This is a genomic window from Azospirillum brasilense (genome assembly GCF_022023855.1).
Classification (GTDB): domain Bacteria; phylum Pseudomonadota; class Alphaproteobacteria; order Azospirillales; family Azospirillaceae; genus Azospirillum; species Azospirillum brasilense_F.
Genome location: NZ_CP059450.1, coordinates 1,638,728 through 1,660,000, shown reverse-complemented (window position 1 = coordinate 1,660,000; position 21,273 = coordinate 1,638,728). Strand labels below are relative to the sequence as shown.

Sequence of the window (21,273 nt, the reverse complement as noted above, 5' to 3'; positions counted from 1 at the left end):
AGCGCAAGATCCTTGGCGGCAACCAGCACGCGCTGCCGGTGGACGTCTTCCCGGAGGACGCGGTTTATGTGGCGCTGGGGCACCTGCACCGGGCGCAGGCGGTGGGGACGCGCGAATCGGTGCGCTACAGCGGCTCCCCCCTTCCGCTGGCGGTGGACGAGGAGCCCTACCCGCATCAGGTGCTGCTGGCCGACTTCGCGGAGGGACGGCTGGCCAATGTCGAATCGCTGCGGGTGCCTCGCTTCGTCGCCATCCGGCGCATCCCCGGCGGCGGGCGGTTTGCGGCGCCGGAGGACGCCTTGGCGGCGCTGGCCGCGCTGGAGCTGGAGCTGGAGCTGGACGAGGCTCTGCCACGCGAGTGCTGGCCCTATGTCGAGGTCTCCGTGGAATTGCCGACGCCCCGCCCCGCCCTGCGCGAGGAGGTGGTCGCGGCGCTGGCCGGACGCCCGGCGCGACTGGTCAAGCTGGCCCTCCGGCTGACCGGCAGCGGCGAGGCGCTGGCCGAATCGGTGCCTCTGGCCGATCTGGCGGATCTCGCGCCGGAGGACGTGTTCCTGCGGCTCTACCGCCGCCATCACGAGGGCGAACCGGAACCGGCGTTGCTCGCCGCCTTTCACGAGTTGGTCGCGACCGTCCAGGAGGGTGCGTGATGCGGATTCTGGCGGTTCGCGGCGGCAATCTGGCCAGCCTGGACGGGACCTTCGCGGTGGAGCTGGCCGGCGGGCCGCTGCGCCACGCCGGCCTGTTCGCCATTACCGGCCCGACCGGGGCGGGTAAGAGCACCATCCTGGACGCGCTGTGCCTCGCCCTGTTCGACCGTATGCCCCGGCTGCCGGACGGGCGCGGCGTGGCACTGGGCGCCAGCGGCGACACTGACGCCATCAGCACCACCGACGTGCGCAGCGTCCTGCGTCGCGGCGCCGGGTCCGGCTGGGCCGAGGTGGATTTCGCGGGGATCGACGGCGCCGCCTACCGGGCGCGCTGGGAGCTGCGGCGGGCGCGGCAGAACGCGCGCGGCCAGTTGCAGAAGCAGACGATGAGCCTGACCGCGCTTGCGGACGGCAAGCGGCTGGGCGACGGCAAGACCAGCGTGCTGGACGAAATTTCCACCCGGCTGGGGCTGAGCTTCGAGCAGTTCCGCCGTGCCGTCCTGCTGGCCCAGGGTGATTTCGCCAATTTCCTAAAGGCTCCGGCGATGGAGCGCTCCGCCCTGCTGGAGCTGCTGACCGGCACCGAGATCTATTCCCGCATCTCCGTCGCAGCGCACGAGCGCTCCCGGGAGGAGCAGCGGGCCCTGGAGGCGCTGGAGGCGCAATGCGCGGGCATCGGCGTGCTGACCGACGATGAGCGCGCCGTCCTGGACACCGAGGCCGGAGCGGCGGCCGAGGCGGTCCAGCGGGAGGAAACGGCGTTCGAGCAGGCCCGCGCCGCCGTCGCCTGGCATGAGCAGGACGCCCGGCTGGCCAAGGCGGAAGCCGACGCCGCCGCGGCGAGCGCACGGGCCGAAGCGGTTTGGCAGGAGGCCGGGGCGCGGCGGGAGGAGGCTGCGCTGCTGCGCCGTCTCCAGCCCTTGCGGGTGCGGTTGAGCGAGGCGGACCGCTGCGCCACGGCAGCGGCGGAGGCCGGGGAGGCGCTGGCCCGCGCCCACGCCGCGGTGACGGAGGCGCAGGACCGGCTGGTCCAGGCCGAGGCCCGTCATCGCGAGGTGCGCGCCGCCTACGAGACGGCCCGCGGCGCCATAGACGACGCCGAGCCGGAGCTGGAGCGGGCCGCCGCGCTGGACGCCGAAATCGCCGCGCTGGCCGGTCAACAGACCGGTGCGCTCGCCGACGCCGCAACGGCGGACGCGGACTCCAAGAGAATTGGGGAGAGCTGGAGCGCCACCCGGACGGCACTGGAACAGGCCCGCACCGATGCGGCGGAGCGGGAGGGCTGGCTGGCCGGACAGACGGCGCTGCTGCCGGTGGCCGACCAGTGGGCGCGCTGGGACGCGCTGCTGCTGCGCCTCCGCGACTCGGCAAGGGTGGTGCGGGAGGCGGAGGCGGAGGCCGGCCGTGCCGCCACGGAGGCCATGGCTCACGAGGCGGAGCTGGCCCACCTGTCCGCCGTCCGGCGGGACGCCGAAGCACAGCGGGACGCGGCCGAGCGGACGCTGTCCGCGCTGAAGGCCGAGGCGGTGGAGTCGCTGGACGCCCTGCGCGGGCGCCGCACGGCGCTGGCGGAACGGCGCGATGGGCTGGCGGCCTTGGCCCAGCTGGCGGAGCGGGCCGCACGGCTGGCGGCGGACGTCGCGGAGGCCGAAGCGGAACGGGAGCAGCGGCACACGGCCGCAGCGGACGGGGAGGCCCATGCGGCAGCGGCGAAAGCGCGGCTGGACCAGCGCCGGGCGGCGTTGGAGGAAGCGGACGCCACCCTGCACCGCTTGCGCCTCGCCCGCAGCGAGGATGTGGCATCGCTGCGCGCTCAATTGACGGAGGGCGAGGCCTGCCCGGTCTGCGGCGCCACGGAGCATCCCTGGGGAGCCGGGCACACCCCGCTCGACCGGCTGGCGGAGGATCAGGAACGCCACGTCGCCACCCTGCGCGCCGAGGTGACTGGGCTGGCCACGGAACAAGGCGCCCACACCGCCGCGGCGAAGGCGGCGCGCGAGCGGGCCGCGGCCCTGGATGGACGGCTGGCCGCCCTGGCGGTAGAGCGGGCGACCGCGGTGGAACGCTGGGCGCAGCGGGCACCGACCTTCGGACTGCCCACCGAACCGGATGCGGAGACCGTCACCCGGCGGCTGGTCGACGTGGACGCGGAATTGGCGGAGGCCGGACGGGCCGAGGCCAGGGCGCTGGACCACAAGGCGAGGATCGACGCCGCGGTGCAGACCTGCCGGGAGCGGGACGCGGCGCTGACCGAGGTGGAGCGGGCGATCGAGGCGCGGACCCGTCAGCGCGACGCCGCCCGCCACGCCGAATCCCTGGCCGTGGCGCGGCGCGATCAGACGGTGGACACGCGGGCCGCGGCACGGACGGAACTGGCCCAGCCCTTCGCCGGGCTGACCGGCTGGGACAAGGCACTGGACAGCGACCCCGACGGATTCCGCAAGAGCGTCGGCGGGCGGGTCGCCGAGGTTCTGCGCCAGCGCGAGGGATTGGCCCAGGCACTGCGCAACGTCGAGGCCCTGGAACGGCAGGCCGGCGCCAAGGCGGCGGAGCTGGAGGGGGCGCGGCAGGCCGAACAGGCGGCGCGGCGGAGGTGCGAGGGGTTGGCCGCCGCGCTGGAGGATCGGCGCGCGGCACGGACGTCCCTGTTGGACGGACGGGCGGTGACCGCGGTGAAGAAGGAGCTGACCGAGGCCTGCCGGCGAACCGAGGCCCTGGTCGAACAGGCCACCGTCGCCCGGCAGGACGCGGCGGCCCGCCTGTCGGGGGCGGAGCAGACCGTCGCCACGCCGCCGAGGCGGAGGCCGCGGTCGACGCCCTGGCCGCCGTGGCGGAACGCTGCGGCGTGACCGTGGAGGCGGCACGCGCCCATCTGGTCCGGGACGAGGACTGGCTGGCCGGGGAGGAGCGGGCGCTGGCCGCTCTCGAGTCGGCGCGGCGCGAGGACGCGCTTGTGGCGGCCGAACGGACGCGGCTGCGGCAGGAGCACCACGACGCCGGACGTCCCGCCCTCGGCGCCGAGGAGGCCGGCGAGGCCGTGGCCGAGACGGGCCGGCGCCTTCAGGAGGCCCGCGGCCGGCTGGGCGAGGCCCAGGCCCGGCTGCGCGCCGACACGGAGAACCGCAGCCGCCTCGCCGCCGTGCTCGACCGGGTGAAGGCGCAGCGCAAGGCGCAGGAGCTGTGGGCGACCATGGCGCAGCTCATCGGCTCCGCCGATGGGCGGAAGCTGCGCAACTTCGCCCAGAGCCTCAGCCTCGATCTGCTTCTGGTCCAGGCGAACCGCTATCTGGCGGATCTCGCCCGCCGCTACCGGCTGGAACGGGTTGGCGGGGCCGACCTGGAGATCCAGGTGGTGGACGGCGAAATGGGCGACGAGCGGCGCGGCGTGCACAGCCTGTCCGGCGGCGAAATGTTCCTGGTGTCGCTGGCCCTGGCGCTCGGCCTGTCGGCCATGGCGGGGGGCAGCGGCGGTGGCGGAATCGGCACGCTGTTCATCGACGAGGGGTTCGGCACGCTGGACCCCGGCAGCCTGGATCTGGCGCTGTCCTGCCTGGAGGCGCTTCAGGCCACCGGCCGGCAGGTGGGCGTCATCAGCCACGTCCCGGCGCTGGTGGAGCGGATCGGCGTGCAGGTGCGCGTCACCCCGCAGGGGGGAGGGCGCAGCGCCGTGACAGTGACCCGCGGGACGCTGGCCGTGCCATCGCCGGACACCGCGGCGGAGCGGGAACTGCTGCTGCCGTTGTAGGGTGCTCCAGGCCGCGTGGGGTCATCGCGGGACCGTCAAGGAGACACGGGGGCGCGCCCTCCTTCGTGTCTCTCCGTGCCTGCGTGATAAAAGAGCCGTCAGGCCAGACGGAAGGCCAGATAGCTGTCGGCGCCGACCTGCCCCGGCATGGTGATGACCGCGCCGACCGATTTTCCGGTGAAGGTGATGCTGCCGTCGATGGTGCCGTTGCCGTCGAAGTCGATGCGCACCGTGGCGCCCTCGGACCCCTTGGCGCCCTTCATCGCCTCCCAGGTGAGTTTCGACACGCCCTCCTTCCAACCCCAGGCGGTCGTCCATTCGCCCGCCTCGAAGTCGGTGATGGTGGACCAAGTCACCCCGGTGCCCCGCCCGTCCAGGAAGAAGGTGTCGTTGCCCGCCCCACCGGTCAGGAAGTTGGAGCCGGTGCCGCCGTCCAGAACGTCATCACCGCCCTTCCCATCCGCCGCATCGTCGCCGGCACCCAGGTTCATGAAATCGCCAAGCTCGCTGCCGATCACCGCCTCGATGGATTTGGTGCCCAGATACACGTTCTTCAGCGTGGTCAGCGGACCGACATAAATGTCCATCTGGACTTCCCAGCCGGACACGCCGTCGCTCACGAAGGCCCGCCGCAGCGAGTCGGCGGCCGGCTGGCTGGCGGAGGAGATGTACGAGTCGTTGGCGGACAGGGCGTCCCTCAGCCAATAGGCGTGACCGCCAAGCGCCGTGGCGCCGATGGCGGTCGACACGACGCCGACGGCGAAGACACCGCTTCCGGCGCTGTAGTAGATCGGACCGCCGGAGTTTCCGGGATTGATCTCCAGATCCGCATTCAAATAATAGACCGTATCGACGCCTGACCGGCGGATGGTGCCGCTGTCGAAGACTTCGTACCGTCCGTATTTGGTGGGATAGCCCAGGACATTGGCCGACCCGCCGCTGTAGTTCCAATCGATTCCGAAATAGCCGTAAGTATCGCCGATCGGTTGGGACAGGGTCAGCAGGGCGACGTCGATCTCCGACCCGCTCTGGGTGGTCCGGTAGAAATCGCCGGCGATGAGCCGGCCGTCCGAATCCGGGTCGAAATTGGTGAAGAACTGTGATTTGGCAACGCCGTAGGCGACGTTGTCCGTTTTGCCGGGATTGTAGGACGGGTAGATCTTCAGGCTGCTCGGCTTGCCACCGAGCGCGGCGTTGTAAACGACGTGGGACGCGGTGACGACGTCGTTGCGACCAACCAGAAAGCCCGAGCCGACGTAGGTCCGGTTTCCCCAGCTGGCCTCGATGGAGACCACGGCGCGCGCCGGATACTGATCGTCGTCGACCCTGTAGGACATTGGAAGCGGTCCTTCTGCTGCATCCAGAACCGCGCCGGATGGTTGCGACCGACCCACAATGTCACGCCTTAAAGGCGCTTTTCAACAACGCGCCGCACGCTCTGAGCTGTTTCACCCACAGCGCTCAACCGCCCGCCCGTCAGCCGCGGACGGGCCGCAGGACGAGATGCTTGTTCGACGGCACGGCCGGTGCCGAGGGTCGCAGGACGAGCCCCTTGGAGGTCGGCTCGATGTTCGCATCGGGATAGACGGCCATGACGTCCTTCAGCGCTTCCTTCAGGCGGAAGGCCAGGACGCGGTGCTCGCTGACCGAGCCGAAATGCTGCGACAGGGCGTGCCAGGGGACCACCGTCTGCTTGTCCAGCCGGTGCAGGCGGTGAACCAGCCAGACATAGGCGTCGAGCGCCAGGGCGGAGTTCTTCAGCTTGGCGATGGCGTGCTCGTCGAGCGGGACCGCGTGTTCCATCAGATGCTCGAAGAAGCTCTGGGTCAGGCGGACGAAGCGCACCCACTCGCCGCCGGTGCGGAACAGGTCGGGCGTGTCCTCCTCGTCCCGCCACAGCTTGATGCCGTCGATCAGGCGCTGGTCGGAGATCTCCGCCGTCGAGGGGCCGGTGGTGGTGCGCAGGGTGAACTCGCTACGGGCGATCCGCAGCACCTGCTCGCGCACCGGCTTGTAGTTGCCGCGCTCGCCGCCCGTCGGGGCCAGCCCAAGACGGCGCAGCCAGGCGCTCATGCTCGGCCCCAGATCGACGTGGGCGCTGCGCGTCTTGCGGGCCTCGGTCTGCAGGTAGATCATGATCAGGCGCGCCTTGGCGCCGTAGGGAACGCCGACGTCCAGGACCGTGCCGTCGCGCAGCGGCAGGATGCCGGGACGGACGACGAGCTGGTACTTGCCGTTGTTGCGCACCCAGGGGGCGGTCTCGTCCTTGGGTTTGCGGTGCGGCAGCGAGGCTTGGCAGAAGCCGGCGTGGAGATAGCCGATCGCGTCCATCTCGTTGGACAGCGCTTCATGGGCCATCATCACACGGCGGCGCTCCTTGGGGTCTTCGGTGCGGGCAAGAACCGCCTCGAATCCCTCCAGGGTAAGCTGCTCGTGGATTTTCGCCATGGGACCCCTCCGGCCTCGTTCGGTCACGTTCCTGTCATTTCAGAAAACACAAAATGTGGTGGCTGTGAAGCGCGTCCATCCCACGAATCGCTGAAGTTGCAACGGAAGCTGCAGATTCCGACTCAACTTCAGCGAAGCGGCCGTTTGCGAACCCGGCCGTCCCCTCCCCTGCCGGCAACCGCCGAGCCAACGTTTCAAAATCAGCGTCGCCAACGGAGCGTCCGGGGCCGGAAAGCCGCTTGTCCACAGCCGGACAGGCTTGTCCACGCTGAGTTGGAATCGCAGCGGGCAAAACCGGCCGGATCGGCTCGCTGACTCCGCAACGGCGGGCACGCCGAAGTCGCAACGGGGACTCGCTCATCCACGCTGAAGACGAGTCACGAAAGGCGGTTATCCACGCTGAACTCGCAACCATGTCCTATATGAGTCCCTATAGGATTCTCCGGTTAGACCGGTTGCGCGGGTGCTGGCGCGACCCCCTTCGCTGAAAACGCAACGCCGGAGGGGTCGGAGAATCGCCAACCGGGCATTCGAGGGTGATCAGGACCCCTATCCTCCACCAGAACGAGCATTCCACTTGGTCAGGGATTCCAGGCCAGGACCGTCAACTGTCAACCGGACCCGACGCTGAATTTGATACAAAGGCGACTCGGCTCCAACGCTGAATTGGTAACATTCGACTCGGAAACCCAAGGCTTTCCGGGGCTTAGCCGACTCGGCGAGTCTCGCGCAGATCTTGCAACGCCGACGCAAACCCACGAATCGGCATACGACGCTGAATTTGAAACGACAGACTCCAAGCGATTCAAGGGCCGAATCGAAGCCACACCCCGCCACCAACGCTGAATTGGTAACGCTTCGGAAAATGGGCTTGACGGGGTCCGGATCGATTCGCCTCCGGAATGGTTTTCCGCCGTTCGCAGCGACCGGCAAAAGTCGTCGAATTCTATGACCATAGTCCCATACGACGTCGCATGACCCCCGCTCCCGTCGCCATTTGACGCAATTCGATGCGCTCCGGCTTGACCAGTTGCGTCACATTTTGCAAGAAAGGACCTCACACAGGGAAAGCCGGAGGCCCGATGAACGGGGAAGAACTGCGCGCCATCCGCGAACGGCGTGCCGAGGATCAGTTGAGCTTCGCGACATGGCTCAACGGTGCACTGAACCGCCGCTACGACCGCTCGCGGATCAGCCGGTGGGAAAGCGGTGCGGAGCGCATCCCCCAGCAGGTCGCCGGATTCCTCGCTGGCCAGGGCGGGATGGCCGCCGTGCCGCAAAACGCCGGGGTGCCCAAGATGCAGCGCGCCGTGGTGGCCGTGGCCAATCAGAAGGGCGGCGTCGGCAAGACGACGACAGCGGTCAACCTCTCCTACGCGCTGTCCACGCTGGGCCTGAAGGTGATGCTTCTCGACAGCGATCCCCAGGGCAACGCCACCGTCCATATGGGGCTCGACCCCGGCGAGATCGAAACCCAGCGCAAGGGCATCTATAATGTGGTGCGCGGCGGCGCGTCCTTCGACAGCATCCTCCAGCCGGTGTGCGGCGGCGCCGTCATGCTCGCCCCCTCCAGCATCGGGCTGGCCGCGGCGGAGACGGAGCTGGTGGCGGAGCCGGACAACTCCCTGGTCCTCAAGGAGAAGCTGGCTGAGGTGCGGAACCGTTACGACGTCATCGTGATCGACTGCCCGCCCAACCTCGGTCTTCTCACCATCAACGCGCTGGCGGCCAGCGATCTGGTGCTGATTCCCGTGCAGACGGAGGTGTTCGCCGGGCTCGGCGTGCCGCTGTTGCTGGAAACCATCGCCAAGATCCGCCGCCGCTCGAACCCGTCGCTGAACATCTTCGGCATCCTGCCGACCATGTTCTCGTCGCGCTTGACGCAAGATCAGGCCAGCCTGCGCGAGATCCAGGAGCATTACGAGGGGCGCACCCGCGTCCTGAACGCGGTGCCGCGCGCCACCCTGTTCGCCCAGGCGTCGGGCGCCGGCCGCCCGGCCATCGAGGCCGATCCGAATTCCAACAGCGTCCAGGCCTACGGCGAACTGGCGCGTGAACTGGCCGCCCACCTCCAGACTGCGGAAGACGCCCATGTCTCGTAAACTCGAACGGACCAGCACCCGCATTTTCGACAAGGCGGCGCAGCGCGGCGGGGACGCGCTGTTCGGGCTCTCCGCCGACTTCCCGCGGCTGATCGAGGTCGATCTCGACCGGGTGCACCCCAATCCCGACCAGCCACGCCGCCATTTCGACGACCAGTCGCTGCAGGAACTGGCCAACTCCATCGCCCGCCATGGGCTGAAGCAGCCGGTTCTCGTGCAGGATCTCGGCGACGGCGACTACCGGCTGATCGCCGGTGAGCGGCGCCTGCGCGCCTGCGGGCTGGCCGGCCGCCAGACCATCTTCGCCATCGTCACCGACGGCGATCCGGACGAGCTGGCGCTGATCGAAAACATCCAGCGCGTCGACCTCGACGCCATGGAACTGGCCCGAGCCTTCGCCCGGCTGATCGAGCGGCACGACTACACGCACGAGGCGCTGGGGCAGGTCATCGGGCGCAGCCAGGCGGAGGTGACGCGCACCCTGTCGCTGCTGCGTCTGCCGGCCGATATCGTCGCTGAATTTGAAACGCGCCACCGCTCCGTCCCGAAAAGCATCCTGACGGAGATCGCCGCGGTGGACGATCCGATCCTGCAGAGAAAGCTGTGGGACACCATCAAGGACGGTGGCACCGTCAAGGCGTTGCGCGAGGCGAAGCGCGCCCAGATGGGCGGCGGCGAGCCGGATTCCGTGGCGGCGGCGAAGGTTCAGCCCGCCCCGGCGGTGCGCTTCGTCTCCGCCGTCCAGCGGATCGCCAAGGACTTCTCCGCCGTCGACGCCGGGGAGCTGCGGGCGCACCGCAAGCAGCTCAGCGAGGCGCAATGGCAGGAGTTGCGCCGCCTCCACGCCCTTCTTGATGAGCTGCTGGCCTGACCGTCAGCAACGCTGAATTTGTAACGGGCACCCGCTGACGTCAGCGGCGGGTGTCAACTTCAGCGTCGATGACCCGTCTGACCTCGCAGAACCAGCGCAGCTTTTCCGCGAAGGGCAGGCGGGCGAGGCCGCTGGGCGACGGCAGTACGACATCCACCGGACCATTGAACAGGCTGTCCGGCTGCACGCCCCAGTCGGCCCGGTCGCGATCCGCGGCGGCGAGATAGACACCCTTCCCCGTGTAGGCGATCACCCGCGGCCGGATTTCCGCGATCAGCGCGCGCAGCCGCGGCACGCCGCCGCGCAGCTCCGCCCGGCTGAGATCGGCGGCGCCCGGCGTCGCCCGCGCCACGAGGTTGGTGGAGCCCAGCCCGAACTCCGGCAACAGCCGGTCCTCCTCCGGGCGCAGCAGGCGCGGCGTCAGGCCGGCCTCCGCCAGCAGTTTCCAGAACTGGTTGCCCCGCCCCGCGTAGTTGTGGCCGAGCTGGCCGGAGCGCGTTCCGGGGTTGAAGCCGACGAACAAAGCGTTCAGGCCGGGGGCGATGATGTCGGGGATCGGGCCTTCGGAATCGGTCATATTGCGTCAACAGTGTATAACGGCGTCCAGCAACGCTGAATTTGAAACGCCCCTACTCCGCCGTCCGCCATTCGGCGAGAATCACCGGGGCGGCGAAGCCGGCGAGGATGGCCGCCAGCGTCACGAACAGCATGGCGCCCCAGGCGCTGTAGCCCAGCACCCCCAGCACGCCGCCCAGGAAGAAGGAGCCGACGGTCGGCAGATGCGTCTTCAGCTTGTCGAGCGTCACCCGAACGCGATCCCGGCCGTTGCGGTGATAGAGATCGTCGATCAAGTTGCCCAGCTCGATCCCGATGTCGGTGATCATGCCGGTGACGTGGGTGGTGCGGACGCGGGCGTTGGAGATGCGCGTGACGATGGCGTTCTGCAACCCCATCAGGAAGCTCAACCCCATGACCAGCGCGGCGCCGCGAAGCTCGTGCAGCCAGACGTCGGCGGCGCCGAGCCCGGCGAGCAGCAGGGCTTCGAGGCAGACGCTGTAGGCGTAGATCGCCGACAGTCCGCGGCGCTGCCCGGCGTTGATGAGCATCGCCGACACCATCGCCCCGGCGATGAAGGTCGCCACGATCGCCAGCGCCATGCCGAAGGCGCCCATCTCGCCCAGCGCCAGATGATCGGCCATGGTCGAGACGGTGCCGGTCATGTGCGAGGAATAGAGGCCGGCGGCGTAGAAGCCCGCGGCATTGACGGCGCCGGCGATGCCCGCCAGCGACCAGGCCAGACTGCGGTCCGCCGACACGCCACGATGTTCACCCTGCCGGACCAGCATGCCCTACCCCCTGAACCAAACGGGGCGCCATCATAGTGGCGACCGCATGCGTCGGGGACCCGCTGGTTTGTGGGGTCATCAATGCGTTCCCGCACCGACCGGCATGGTCTTGACGACATCGAGGAACGCCCGCAGGGCCGGAGGCACGGCGCGGTGCCCGGGATAATAAACCGCCGCCCGCTCCGGCTTGTGCATCCAGCCGGGCAGGACGGTTCGCAACCGCCCGTCCGCAAGAGCGGCTTCGGCGGCCCAACTCACCACATAGGCGATTCCCAATCCATGCGCGGCGGCGTCCGCCATCAACTCCTCGTCGTCGAGAACCACCGGTCCGTTTGTGTCGACCGTCAATTCCTGCCCGGCCCGCTCGAACTCCCACCGGTACAGCCGCCCGCCCGGCAGGCGGTGGCCGATGCAGCGATGGTGCTGGAGTTCGTCCGGCGTCATCGGCTCCCCGGCGCGGTCGAGATAGGCGGGAGAGGCGACGCAGACGAAGCCGATCGGGTCCGGGAAGGGCACCGCGATCATGTCCTTCGGGATGGAGTCGATCAGGCGGACGCCGGCGTCGAAGCCGCCGGACACGATGTCGATCAGCCGCCCTTCGACGACCAGATCCACCGTCACGTCGGGATATCGTTCGACCATGCGCGGGAGGACGTTGCGGACGAGGGCCGCGGCGGCCACGCGCGGCGCGTTGATCCGGACCCGGCCGGCCACGTTGCCCCGAAAAGCAGAGGCGACGTCCAGCGCTTCGTCCAACGATGCCAGGGCAATCTGCAGGCGGCCGAGCAGTTCAAGCCCCGCTTCGGTCGGCGAAACGCTGCGGGTCGTGCGGTTGAGGAGGCGCACGCCCAGCCGATCCTCAAGACCCCGCATCGCGTGGCTCAGCGTGGATGGCGCCGTTCCCAGCTCGTCCGCCGCGCGACGAAAGCTGCGGTGGGTGGCGACGGCCACGAAGGCGCTGAGGTCGTTCAGGGAGGGGCGCGTCATTGATGGCGATTTTGCATCAACCTGTGCCGATTTCAACGTCTAATCGCGCACCTGTTCGGCTGCTATCTCCTGCTCCAAGTCCAATCCGAACGGGAGACACCGATGTCCAAGCGCGACGCCATCTTTCCTGCCGGCCGGCAGGCGCTCTACGAAATCCATCGCTACTCCGCGGCCATCCGATCCGGCGATCTGATCTTCATCTCGGGGCAGGTCGGCGGACGCGAGGACGGTTCGCCCGAGCCTGACTTCGCGAAGCAGGTTCAACTGGCTTTCGACAACCTTCGCGAGGTTCTGAAAGCTGCCGGCGGCACGTTTGACGATATCGTGGACGTAACGACGTTCCACACCGATCCGGAGGCCCAGTTCGAGACCGTTCTGTCGGTCAAAGACCGGATGTTTCCGGAGAAGCCCTATCCCAACTGGACTGCCGTCGGCGTGACGTGGCTCGCCGGTTTCGACTTCGAGATCAAGGTGATCGCTCGGGTTCCACAAACCGTCTGAGCCGGCATTGGCGACGACGTCCTTCTCATCAGGTCATCCATCGTGCTCATTGGACGGCTTGTCGCGACTCGCAAGCTTTGGCATTGTTGTTGGGACACACCGTCACAAGGCCGCTCGAACATCGGCCTTCCAGTCTAGGAAGTGAAATATCTGTTCAGTATCATTTCCGCCTGAAGTCCTTGTTTTGAAACGCGTCAAAGCTCGATCTGGGCGGCGGTGATGACGCTTTGCGCGATGTCGGCGATGCGGCGGCCCTGCTTCATGGCCGCCTTGCGCAGGGCGTTGTAGGCCGCCTCCTCCGTTAGGGACTTCTGCTGCATCAGGATGCCCTTCGCCCGCTCGATCAGCTTGCGGTCGGCGAGCTGTGTGCGCGCCTCGTCGCGTTCGCGTTTCAGCGTTTCAAAAGCAGCGAATCTGGCCAGCGCGGTTTCCAGGATCGGCCGCACGCGGGCGGGATGCAACCCGTCCAGCACGAAGGCGGCGACCCCGGCCTCCGCCGCCTGCGCCGCCGCCCCTGGCGGGGCTTTGTCGGCGAAGAGGACGACGGCGCAGGCTCCCGACCGGGCCAGCCGGAAGACACCGTCCAACGCCGCTGGGGCCGATGTTTCCAAAACAGCGACGACCGCGTCCGGCGCCAGCGCGGCGAGGCGGGCTGGCAGGTCGGCGAGGCCATGGACCACGACGATCCGGTCGGCGACCCGGTCGCGGCCCCCCGCCCCGGCCAAGCCGTCCTCCACCGGCCGCGTGGCGTCGGCGTCGGGGCCGGCCACCAGAATGGTCAGGGGTTTGTTTGCCATGGCCGCTCCGCCCTCCCCGTCACGCCGCCCACTTCACGCCGCCCACTTCACGCCGCCTTCACCGTCCCGTGATGCCCGCCTTCCAGGAAGTTCAGCAGCTCCTCCCGGTAGGCGTAGTAACGGGGATGCTCCAGCAGGGCCTGCCGGGTCCGGGGGTGGGGGATGTCCACCTCAAAGATGTGGCCGATGCGGGCGTTCGGCCCGTTGGACATCATCACCACACGGTCGGCCAGCAGGATCGCCTCGTCAACGTCGTGGGTGACGCAGATGGCGGTGACCTGGGTGCGCGCCCACACCTCCATCAGCACCTCCTGAAGCTCCCAACGGGTCAGGCTGTCCAGCATGCCGAAGGGCTCGTCCAGCAGCAGCAGCTTCGGCGACAGGGCGAAGGCCCGTGCGATGCCGACGCGCTGCTTCATGCCGTTGGACAGCTCCGCCGCTTTCTTGTGCATGGCATCGCCCAGCCCGACGCGCGACAGGTAGTAGCGGGCGATGTCGTTGCGCTCCCCCCGGCCGGCCAGCGGGTAGACGCGGTCCACTCCCAGCATGACGTTCTCCAGCGCGGTCAGCCAGGGGAACAGGCTGGGCGCCTGGAAGACCACCGCGCGGTCGGGGCCGGCGCCGACGACCTCCTTGCCGTCCAGCACGATGCCGCCGCTGGAAACGTCGGCCAGCCCGGCGACCATCGACAGGACGGTGGACTTGCCGCAGCCCGAATGGCCGATCAGGGAGATGAACTCCCCCTTGCGCATCTTCAGGTCGAAGCCGTCCACCACGGTCAATGGCCCCTTCGGCGTGGCGAAGGTCTTGGTGACCCGGCTGAACTCGACGTAGCGGTCGTCGGACAGGCCGCCGGCTTGCCCGGCCAGATAGGCCTTGGGCGGCGGCGCGGCGGTGATCGGCGTCGCCGCCGGCAGGGTCAGGGTCTCGTCCACCGCGGCGGCGGCGCGGCTGGCCCCGGCCTCCATCAGCCACGCCGTGACCTCGGCGCGCAGGCGCTTGAAGTCGGGATCGTGGTTCACGGCGGTGCGGTCGCGCGGGCGTGGCAGATCCACCGCGAAGGCGGGGCCGAGCGTCGCCCCCGGACCCGGCGTCAGCGGGATGATGCGGTCGGCCAGCAGGATCGCCTCGTCCACGTCGTTGGTGATCAGCACGACGGTCTTGCGGTCCTTGCGCCAGATCGCCTCGATCTCGTCCTGGAGCTTGGCGCGGGTCAACGCGTCCAGCGCCGACAGCGGCTCGTCGAGCAGCAGCATTTCCGGGCTCATGGCCAGCGCGCGGGCGAAGCCGACGCGCTGGCGCATGCCGCCCGACAGCTCCTTGGGGCGGCGGTCGGTGGCGTGGCCCAAGCCGACCGTTTCCACCGCCCGGCGGGCGAGCACGCCGCGCTCCGGCGACGGCTTGCCCTTGTGCACGGCGTCCACGGCCAGCGCCACATTGTCCTTCACGCTCAGCCAGGGCATCAGCGAGTAGTTCTGGAACACGACGCCGCGCTCCGCCCCCGGCCCGCGCACCGGCGCGCCGCGGAACAGCACCTCGCCCGCGTCGGGGGCGGCCAGCCCGCCCATCAGGTTGACCAGCGTGGTCTTGCCGGCGCCGGAGAAGCCGACGATGGCGACGAACTCCCCCTCCGCGATGGACAGGTCGATGCCGCGCAGCACCTCGGTCCCGCCATAGGACTTCGCGACGTTTTTCAGCTCAAGGATGGCCATGCTCGGGGACTCCTCAGCGGGTGCCGGTGTGGGAGACGGCGGCCTGGAAGGCCAGCATGACGCGGTCGAGCAGGAAGCCGATCAGGCCGATGGTGAAGACCGCCACCATGATGCGGGCGAGCGAGGAGGAGGAGCCGTTCTGGAACTCGTCCCACACGAACTTGCCGAGGCCGGGGTTCTGGGCCAGCATCTCCGCCGCGATCAGCACCATCCAGCCCACACCCAGCGACAGCCGCAGACCCGTGAAGATGTAGGGCAGCGCCGAGGGCAGCACGAGCCGGCGCACCATCGTCGGGCCGGAGAGCTGCAGCACCTTGCCGACATTCATCAGGTCCTTGTCGATGGAGGAAACGCCGACCGCCGTGTTGATCAGCGTCGGCCACAGCGAGCAGAGCGTGACCGTGATGGCGGAGGTCAGGAAGGACTTCTCGAAGGTCGGGTTGTCGCTCGACACGGTGGCGCTGACCACCATGGTGACCAGCGGCAGCCAAGCCAGCGGCGACACCGGCTTGAAGATCTGGATTAGCGGATTCATCGCCGCGTTGACCGTGCGCGACAGGCCGCAGGCCACCCCCAGCGGCACCGCCACAAGCGCGCCGAGCAGGAAGCCGGTGAACACCGTCTTCAGGCTGGTGACGATCTGGTCCAGATAGGTCGGCTTGCCGGCGTAGGGGCGGGTCTTCACCTCCGCGGCCGGGTCCTTGGCCAGCAGCTCGGCGTTGCGCTTGGCCTGCCGGTCGTAGAAGGCGGCCTCCTTGGCGCGTTCGGCCTTATGGTCGGCGTGGAGGACGCCCACCTGCTCCCACACCTGGGCCGGGCCGGGGATGGCGCCCAGGCTGGTGTTCACCTGCGGCGCCAGCCACGCCCAGGCGGCGAGGAACAGCATCAGGGCGGTCAGCGGCACGCCCATCTGCTGCCACAGCTCCCGCCCCTGCTGGCGCGGGCTGTCCCCGGCGGCCATGCGCAGCAGCGGGCCGAGCCAGCCGAGCCCGACGATCTGCAGGGTGGCGGCGGCACGGTTCAGGCTGTGGGCGAGGCGGGCCTTGCGCCGGGCGCGCATCGCCTCGGCGGTGGAGAGGGTGGAGGCTTCGGTCACGCTGGTCATGGGGTGATCTTTCTGTTTGGCGCGGGGCGCCGCGGCCCCCACCCCGGCCCTCCCCTGCGAAGCGGGGGAGGGTTAGGGTGGGGGCCCGTCGCAGCCTCTGCGCGGAATTCGGAAGTCCGCAGTCTCAACCGCCGACCAGTTGGCCGCCCTGCAGCGCCTGCCCGCCCTTCAGGCCGATGGGCAGCTTGGTCAGGTATTCGTTGGGCTTGCGGCCGTCGTAGGCGATGCCGTCGATGAAGCCCTCGTCCAGCGGCTTGTAGCCGTCGCTGGCCCAGGGGAAATCGGCCTCCTTGGCCTTGCCCTCCTCCACCAGCAGCCGCGCGGCCTTCAGGTAGATCTCCGGCTTGTAGACCTTGCGGGCGGTCTCGTCGTACCAGGAGTCCGGCTTGGCCTCGGCGATCTGGCCCCAGCGGCGCATCTGCGTCAGGTACCAGACGGCGTCGGAATAGAAGGGATAGGTGGCGTTGTAGCGGAAGAAGACGTTGAAGTCGGGAACCGCCCGCTTGTCGCCCTTCTCATACTCGAAGGTGCCGGTCATCGAGTTGGCGATGACCTTGGCGTCGGCCCCCACATACTCCGACTTCGCCAGGATCTTCACCGCCTCGGCGCGGTTGGCGTTGTCGTTCTCGTCCAGCCACATGGCGGCGCGGATCAGCGCCTTGACCAGCGCCAGATGGGTCTTGGGATTCTTGGCGGCCCAGCCCTCGGTGACGCCGAAGACCTTCTCCGGGTTGTTCTTCCAGATCTCGGTGTCGGTGATGACCGGCACGCCGATGCCCTTCATCACCGCCTGCTGGTTCCACGGCTCGCCGACGCTGTAGCCGAAGATGGTCCCGGCCTCCAGAGTCGCCGGCATCTGCGGCGGCGGGGTGACCGACAGCAGGGCATCAGCCTGGATCTGCCCCGACACGTCGTTGGGGGCGTAATAGCCGGGGTTGATGCCGCCGGCGGCCAGCCAGTAGCGAAGCTCGTAATTGTGGGTGGAGACGGGGAAGACCATGCCCATGGTGAAGGGCTTGCCCTCCGCCCGGTACTGGGCGATGACCGGCTTCAGCGCGTCGGCTTTGATCGGGTGCAGCGGCTTGCCGTCCGGTCCCTTGGGCAGGTTGGGCTTCATCCGCTCCCACACCTCGTTCGACAGGGTGATGCCGTTGCCGTTCAGGTCCATCGAGAAGGCGGTCACCACGTTGGCCTGGGTGCCGAAGCCGATGGTCGCGCCCAGAGGCTGACCGGCCAGCATGTGGGCGCCGTCCAGCTCCCCGGAGATGACGCGGTCGAGCAGCACCTTCCAGTTGGCCTGCGGCTCCAGCGTCACCGACAGGCCCTCGTCCTCGAAGAAGCCCTTCTCCGCGGCGATGGCGAGCGGGGCCATGTCGGTCAGCTTGATGAAGCCCAGCTTGAGCTGGTCCTTCTCCACGTCGAGCGGAGCGGCCTGGGCGGACCCGAGCGTCAGCGCCAGCGTGGCGGCGGCGGACAGCAGGGCGGTGCGGGGGGAGGCGGGAAGTCGGATCACGTCTCGGGTCACGTCGGTCGCTCCATCTCTCGTTCCGGAACCCCGCGGCACGCCCGACCTCGATCCAACGCCCCACCGGCGACGCGCCGTTGAGGGCTCTCCAGCCACGAAGGGCTGTCGAACCGGGTCAGCGACGGTGCCGAGGGGCCCAACCTTGGGCGTATGGGATGGACGCACCGCCGTTGGCGCGTCCCGCCGTTCCTCTCGCAAGGACCATGCCAAAGGTTGAGTAGGTGTCAAAACAGAGCCAAAGGTCTTTGTTTCTGCGGCTTTGACGCGAATTGCCTATTCCTTGTGCTAGTACCTTGGTGGTGCCGCATTGCACAATTTGTCGGCTTTCGGACCGCTTTTTGTTCGATGCAGGACAAAAGCGCGTGTTTTGGTCCCGACACTCCCGTCATCGACCAGCCGCGGCGAAACCCTGAAAATGGCGGAAATCCGCCATTCCGGTCCCTTTCTCATACCTTGGTGCCGGTGTTGGCACGCGGCTTGCCAGAAGGACGGGCAGATCAGGGCCAGGGCAACGGCGCCATGGCCGGTTCGACGGCGAACCACCCGGACAACGGCGTCCGAAACCCTGGGAATCCCGCGGGAGTCCCCAGGGCTTCGGGCGCCTTTTTCTTTTCGGCCTCGCGGCCTCGCAAGAGGGCACACAGCATGAGCACGCACACCAATCCATCCACCCCGCGCGAACGGCTGGTCGTCGTCGGCAACGGCATGGCCGGCATCCGCACGCTGGAGGAGCTGCTGGCCAAGGCGCCGGACCGTTACGACATCACCGTCTTCGGCGCCGAGCCGCACCCCAACTACAACCGCATCATGCTCTCCCCCGTGCTGGCCGGGGAGAAGACCTTCGAGCAGATCGTGCTGAACGGGCGCGATTGGTACGAGGCCAACGGAATCAAGCTGTTGACCGGCGACCGGGTGGAGGTGATCGACCGCGCGAACCGCACTGTCACGGCGATGTCCGGCCTGACCGTTCCCTACGACAGGCTGCTGATCGCCACCGGCTCCACTCCCTTCATCATCCCGGTTCCCGGCGCTACCCTGCCCGGCGTCGTCGGCTTCCGCGACCTCGCCGACGTCGACACGATGCTGGAGGCGGCGGCCAGGGGCGGGCGCGCCGTGGTCATCGGCGGCGGCCTGCTCGGGCTGGAGGCGGCCAACGGCTTGAAGGTCAAAGGCATGGACGTCACGGTCCTGCACCTGATGGACACGCTGATGGAACGGCAGCTCGACCGCTCCGCCGGGGCGCTGCTGCGGCACGAGCTGGAACGCCGCGGCATCACCGTGTTGACCGGCGCCGACACTGCTGAAATTGTGGGCAATGAGCGGGTTTCTGCGGTTCGCCTGAAAAATGGGCAGGAGCTTCCCGCCGATCTGGTGGTCATGGCCGTGGGCATCCGCCCGAACACGACGCTGGGCAAGGCGGCGGGGCTGGCCTGCGGGCGCGGCATCCAGGTGGACGACGCCATGACCACCTCCGACCCGGCGATCCTGTCGGTCGGAGAGTGCGTGGAGCATCGCGGCCAGACCTACGGCCTCGTCGCCCCGCTGTTCGAGATGGCCAAGGTCGCCGCCGCCCGGCTGGCCGGCGGTACGGAGGCCGCCTACACCGGCTCCGTCACCTCGACCAAGCTGAAGGTGACGGGGGTGGACGTCTTCTCGGCGGGCGACTTCACCGGCGGCAAGGACTGCGAGGACATCGTGTTCCGCGACGCCGCCCGCGGCGTCTACAAGCGCGTCGTGGTCAAGGAAAACCGCATCCTCGGCGCCGTGCTCTACGGCGACACCAAGGACGGCGGCTGGTACTTCCAGATGCTGAAGGATGGCACGGAAGTCGCGCCGGTCCGCGACACCCTGATCTTCGGCCAGAGCTTTGGAGGCGAGGGGACGGCAAACCCTAAGGCCGCCGTTGCGGCGCTCCCCGACAGTGCGGAGATCTGCGGCTGCAACGGCGTGTGCAAGGGCACCATCGTCACGGCGATCACCGAGAAGGGCCTGTCCAGCCTGGACGAGGTGCGGGCTCATACCAAAGCCTCAGCCTCCTGCGGAAGCTGCACCGGGCAGGTGGAGCAGCTTCTGGCCCTGACGCTGGGTGACGGCTACGCGGGCGAGGCGAAGGCCAAGCCGATGTGCAAATGCACCGACCGCACCCACGACGAGGTGCGCCGGGCCATCACCGCGCTGAACTTGAAATCCATCCCCGACGTGATGCAGCGGCTGGAATGGCGCACGCCCGACGGCTGCCACCATTGCCGCCCGGCGCTGAATTACTACCTGCTCTGCGAATGGCCGGGTGAGTACAAGGACGACAGCCGGTCCCGCTACATCAACGAGCGCGTCCACGCCAACATCCAGAAGGACGGCACCTACTCCGTCGTCCCGCGCATGTGGGGCGGGCTGACCAGCGCCAAGGAACTGCGCGCCATCGCCGACGTGGTGGACAAGTTCGCCATCCCCACGGTGAAGGTGACCGGCGGCCAGCGCATCGACCTGTTCGGCGTCAAGAAGGAGGACCTGCCCGCGGTGTGGGCGGACCTCAACGCCGCCGGCATGGTGTCGGGCCACGCCTACGCCAAGGGGTTGCGCACCGTGAAGACCTGCGTCGGGTCGGAATGGTGCCGCTTCGGCACGCAGGACAGCACCGGCCTCGGCGTCAAGCTGGAACGGATGACCTGGGGCACCTGGACCCCGCACAAGGTGAAGCTGGCCGTCTCCGGCTGCCCGCGCAATTGCGCGGAGGCCACCATCAAGGACCTGGGCGTCGTCTGCGTGGACAGCGGCTACGAGCTGCATGTCGGCGGCAACGGCGGCATGCATGTCCGGGCCTGCGACCTGCTGGTGAAGGTGGAGACCGAGGCGGAGGTGCTGGAATACACCGGCGCCTACATGCAGCTCTACCGCGAGGAGGCCCGTTACCTGGAGCGCACCGCCCCGTGGCTGGAGCGCGTCGGGCTGGAGTACGTGAAGCGCCGGCTGGTCGACGACGCGGAAGGCCGGGCGGCCCTCAACGCCCGCTTCCTCTTCTCCCAGAGCTTTTCGCAGGACGATCCCTGGGCCGAGCGGGCCAGCGGGTCGGTGGACCGTCACGAATTCGCGCCGCTCGCTCAGGTGGGGTAACGACACATGGATCAGAGTATTTCCTGGATCACCGTCGGCTCGGTCGAGGACATTCCCCGCCAGGGGTCCCGCGTGGTGCGGACCGCCTACGGCGACATCGCCCTGTTCCGCACCGTGGCGGACGAGGTCTACGCGCTGGAGGACCGCTGCCCGCACGCCGGCGGGCCGCTGTCGCAGGGCATCGTCCATGGAGCGCGGGTGACCTGCCCGCTGCACAGCTGGGTGATCGACCTCGCCAGCGGCGAAGCGGTCGGCCCGGACGAGGGCTGCGCCGGGCACTGCCCAGTGCGGGTGGTGGACGGCGCGGTGCAACTCGGGCTGGCCGCCTTCCGTCCGGGCCGCGGAGGGTGTGGCCATGGGTGACGCTGACAGC

17 protein-coding genes (1 of these 17 running past the window's edge) are annotated in these 21,273 nt (G+C 68.8%); 8 read left to right on the top strand and 9 right to left on the bottom strand.

Annotation, left to right across the window (positions count from 1 at the left end; genetic code table 11):
* The 3 genes in view from H1Q64_RS20990 to H1Q64_RS33865 are tightly spaced (each overlapping or abutting the next) and all read left to right on the top strand, a layout consistent with a single transcriptional unit that may run on beyond the window.
* On the top strand, positions 1–650 hold the 3' portion of the coding sequence (locus H1Q64_RS20990; protein WP_237905458.1) for an exonuclease SbcCD subunit D. 619 nt of this gene lie to the left of the window's left edge; only the last 650 of its 1,269 coding nucleotides appear in the window; its start codon lies beyond the left edge, outside the window; its stop codon occupies positions 648–650.
* Positions 650–3,499, top strand: coding sequence for an AAA family ATPase (locus tag H1Q64_RS20985; protein WP_237905457.1), 2,850 nt, complete (start codon positions 650–652; stop codon positions 3,497–3,499). The genes H1Q64_RS20990 and H1Q64_RS20985 overlap by 1 nt, the downstream gene beginning before the upstream one ends.
* On the top strand, positions 3,496–4,395 hold the full coding sequence (locus H1Q64_RS33865; RefSeq protein ID WP_269145381.1) for an SbcC/MukB-like Walker B domain-containing protein: 900 nt from the start codon (positions 3,496–3,498) through the stop codon (positions 4,393–4,395). The genes H1Q64_RS20985 and H1Q64_RS33865 overlap by 4 nt, the downstream gene beginning before the upstream one ends.
* A 98-nt stretch (positions 4,396–4,493) precedes the next feature.
* On the opposite strand, the gene H1Q64_RS20975 is transcribed toward H1Q64_RS33865, so the two are convergent.
* Positions 4,494–5,732 carry a trypsin-like peptidase domain-containing protein gene (locus tag H1Q64_RS20975; protein WP_237905456.1) on the bottom strand — a complete coding sequence of 413 codons (1,239 nt, stop codon included), beginning with the start codon at positions 5,730–5,732 and terminating at the stop codon, positions 4,494–4,496.
* 139 nt (positions 5,733–5,871) lie between these two features.
* Positions 5,872–6,843: a replication protein RepA gene (locus H1Q64_RS20970; RefSeq protein ID WP_014197970.1), complete on the bottom strand. Its 972-nt coding sequence runs from the start codon at positions 6,841–6,843 to the stop codon at positions 5,872–5,874.
* 1,082 nt (positions 6,844–7,925) lie between these two features.
* Between H1Q64_RS20970 and H1Q64_RS20965 the strand changes: the two genes are divergently transcribed.
* The gene (locus H1Q64_RS20965; protein ID WP_014197973.1) at positions 7,926–8,945 is read left to right on the top strand and encodes a ParA family protein; all 1,020 of its coding nucleotides are present in this window, start codon (positions 7,926–7,928) and stop codon (positions 8,943–8,945) included.
* A complete protein-coding gene (locus H1Q64_RS20960; RefSeq protein WP_237905455.1) occupies positions 8,935–9,816 on the top strand; it encodes a ParB/RepB/Spo0J family partition protein in 882 nt (293 codons plus the stop codon). The genes H1Q64_RS20965 and H1Q64_RS20960 overlap by 11 nt, the downstream gene beginning before the upstream one ends.
* 40 nt (positions 9,817–9,856) lie before the next feature.
* Here the strand turns inward: H1Q64_RS20960 and H1Q64_RS20955 are convergent, their stop codons facing one another.
* The 3 genes from H1Q64_RS20955 to H1Q64_RS20945 form a co-directional block, all read right to left on the bottom strand.
* Complete coding sequence (locus H1Q64_RS20955; protein ID WP_237905454.1) at positions 9,857–10,393, bottom strand: mismatch-specific DNA-glycosylase; 537 nt, start codon at positions 10,391–10,393, stop codon at positions 9,857–9,859.
* A gap of 52 nt (positions 10,394–10,445) precedes the next feature.
* The gene (locus H1Q64_RS20950) at positions 10,446–11,162 is read right to left on the bottom strand and encodes a YoaK family protein (RefSeq protein WP_014197976.1); all 717 of its coding nucleotides are present in this window, start codon (positions 11,160–11,162) and stop codon (positions 10,446–10,448) included.
* Between the two features lie 78 nt (positions 11,163–11,240).
* Positions 11,241–12,149, bottom strand: a complete 909-nt coding sequence (locus tag H1Q64_RS20945; RefSeq protein ID WP_237905453.1) for a LysR family transcriptional regulator — start codon at positions 12,147–12,149, stop codon at positions 11,241–11,243.
* 102 nt (positions 12,150–12,251) lie between these two features.
* Here H1Q64_RS20945 and H1Q64_RS20940 point away from each other — a divergent pair, with 102 nt between their 5' ends.
* Positions 12,252–12,650 carry a RidA family protein gene (locus H1Q64_RS20940; RefSeq protein WP_237905452.1) on the top strand — a complete coding sequence of 133 codons (399 nt, stop codon included), beginning with the start codon at positions 12,252–12,254 and terminating at the stop codon, positions 12,648–12,650.
* Between the two features lie 194 nt (positions 12,651–12,844).
* Here the strand turns inward: H1Q64_RS20940 and H1Q64_RS20935 are convergent, their stop codons facing one another.
* From H1Q64_RS20935 to H1Q64_RS20920, 4 genes are all read right to left on the bottom strand, one after another.
* Positions 12,845–13,447 carry an ANTAR domain-containing response regulator gene (locus tag H1Q64_RS20935; RefSeq protein ID WP_237905451.1) on the bottom strand — a complete coding sequence of 201 codons (603 nt, stop codon included), beginning with the start codon at positions 13,445–13,447 and terminating at the stop codon, positions 12,845–12,847.
* Between the two features lie 47 nt (positions 13,448–13,494).
* Positions 13,495–15,159 (bottom strand): ABC transporter ATP-binding protein, encoded by a 1,665-nt coding sequence (locus tag H1Q64_RS20930; protein WP_237905450.1) that lies wholly within the window; start codon positions 15,157–15,159, stop codon positions 13,495–13,497.
* A gap of 13 nt (positions 15,160–15,172) precedes the next feature.
* Positions 15,173–16,264, bottom strand: a complete 1,092-nt coding sequence (locus tag H1Q64_RS20925; RefSeq protein ID WP_237905449.1) for an ABC transporter permease — start codon at positions 16,262–16,264, stop codon at positions 15,173–15,175.
* 124 nt (positions 16,265–16,388) lie between these two features.
* Positions 16,389–17,744 (bottom strand): CmpA/NrtA family ABC transporter substrate-binding protein, encoded by a 1,356-nt coding sequence (locus H1Q64_RS20920; protein ID WP_211111042.1) that lies wholly within the window; start codon positions 17,742–17,744, stop codon positions 16,389–16,391.
* Positions 17,745–18,434: 690 nt separating this feature from the next.
* Here H1Q64_RS20920 and nirB point away from each other — a divergent pair.
* Both nirB and nirD read left to right on the top strand, forming a co-directional pair.
* A complete protein-coding gene (gene nirB / locus H1Q64_RS20915; RefSeq protein ID WP_237905448.1) occupies positions 18,435–20,900 on the top strand; it encodes a nitrite reductase large subunit NirB in 2,466 nt (821 codons plus the stop codon).
* 6 nt (positions 20,901–20,906) lie between these two features.
* Positions 20,907–21,263 carry a nitrite reductase small subunit NirD gene (nirD, locus tag H1Q64_RS20910; RefSeq protein ID WP_200479402.1) on the top strand — a complete coding sequence of 119 codons (357 nt, stop codon included), beginning with the start codon at positions 20,907–20,909 and terminating at the stop codon, positions 21,261–21,263.
* Positions 21,264–21,273: the final 10 nt, after the last annotated feature.